Below are 1,707 nucleotides of genomic sequence, written 5' to 3' on the forward strand. Positions count from 1 at the left end.
GCACCAGCAGGCGGCCGTGCCACGCGGCAGCCACCGGGATGGCTTTGGCAGCGATCTGCGGGTCTTTGGTGATCAGGCTCGCGACGAGGCTGCCTTTGCCGCGTGCGGCCAGGGCCAGGGCTTCGTCGAGGTCGTCGTAGGCCATCAGCGTGCTGACCGGGCCGAAGGCCTCGATGTCGTGGGCGCCGCCTTCCGCATGCGGGTCGCGGGCTTGCAGCAGGGTCGGGGCGAAGAACGCGCCCTGGCTGACGTTTTCACCGCGGGGTTCAAAGCCGTCGCGGGCGCCGAACAGCATATCGCTGCTCTGCAGCAGGCTTTCCAGGCGTTCGGCCACGTCTTTCTGCTGGTCGTGGGAGGCCAGTGCGCCCATGCGCACGCCTTCCACCGACGGGTCGCCCACCACGACTTTTTTCAGGCGGTCCCGCAGGCGGGNNGAACGGCACCGAGTTGCGGATCAGGTTCGGGTTGACCCGCAGCTTGGCGGCGGTGTCGGCGGAGCCGGTGAAGGTCACCACGTCCTGGCCTTGCAGGCGGTCGAGCAGGTCGCCGGTGCTGCCGATCACCAGTTGCAGGCTGCCGGGTGGCAGCAGGCCGGATTCGTCCATCAGGCGCACCACGGCTTCGGTCAGGTAGCTGGTGGCGCTGGCCGGCTTGACGATGCATGGCATGCCCGCCAGGAAACTCGGGGCGAATTTTTCCAGCATGCCCCAGATCGGGAAGTTGAACGCGTTGATGTGCACCACCAGGCCGCCACGAGGCACCAGGATATGGGTGCCGGCAAAGCTGCCGAGCTTGCTCAGCTGCATCGCCGGGCCTTCGTGGACGATATTGCCCGACGGCAATTCCCGCGAGCCCAGGCTGGCGTAGGTGAACAGCGTGCTGTTGCCGCCTTCGATATCGATCCAGCTGTCGGCACGGGTCGCGCCGCTGTGGTGGGAGAGGGCGTAGAGCTGTTCCTTGCGCTCGCTCAGGTACAGCGCGATGGCCTTGAGGCGCTGGGCCCGCTGCTGGAAATCCAGGGCCATCAGCCCGCTGACTCCCTGGCGGCGCCCGTGTTCGATGGCTTCGGCGAAGTCCGGGCGCTCCTCGTGAGTGCGTGCCAGCTCGTGGCCGTCAATGGCGCTGCGCAGCACCTGGGCGCCGTGTTGGCCGATCCAGCGACCAGCGATAAAACTTTGCAGGGTAGGGGCGTGAGACATCACGATTCCTCCGGGTTGGAAAATGAGAGTTAGTGTTTGCTGGCGCCTGCGGCACCAATGCCGGTCATGGAGCGAATGAACTGCGCCAGGTAACGCCCGCGTTCAACGGCAGCGCGGGGCGAGCGGTCGGTGACGGAAAAGACCCAGGCGCTGAAAAACGCCAGGCTCATGGAAAACAGGGCAGGGTTGGAATAGGGGAACAGCGCCTTGTCGTAATGCAGTACGTTGACCCACACCGCCGGGCTCAGCACCAGCAGCACGATGGCCGAGACCAGTCCCGCCAGGCTGCCGGTCACCGCGCCACGGGTGGTCAGGCCCTTCCAGTACATCGAGAGGAACAGCACCGGGAAATTCACCGAGGCGGCGATTGCCAGTACCAGCCCGGACAGGAACGCGATGTTCTGCGACTCAAACAGCAGGCCAAGGATGATCGCCAGCACGCCGATGCACAGGGTGGCGATGCGCGACACGCGGATTTCCTGCTGCTCGCTGGCCTGGCCCTTGCGGA

At 66.0% G+C, this 1,707-nt stretch carries 2 pseudogenes; both read right to left on the minus strand.

The window, feature by feature from the left end:
- Window positions 1-1,199 (minus strand): annotated as a pseudogene (locus HX873_RS29695) (aldehyde dehydrogenase family protein); the annotation flags it as partial.
- A 29-nt stretch (window positions 1,200-1,228) separates the two neighbouring features.
- Window positions 1,229-1,707 (minus strand): annotated as a pseudogene (gene actP / locus HX873_RS29700) (cation acetate symporter); the annotation flags it as partial.

The sequence above is a fragment of the Pseudomonas sp. P7758 genome (assembly GCF_013386485.1).
GTDB lineage: Bacteria > Pseudomonadota > Gammaproteobacteria > Pseudomonadales > Pseudomonadaceae > Aquipseudomonas.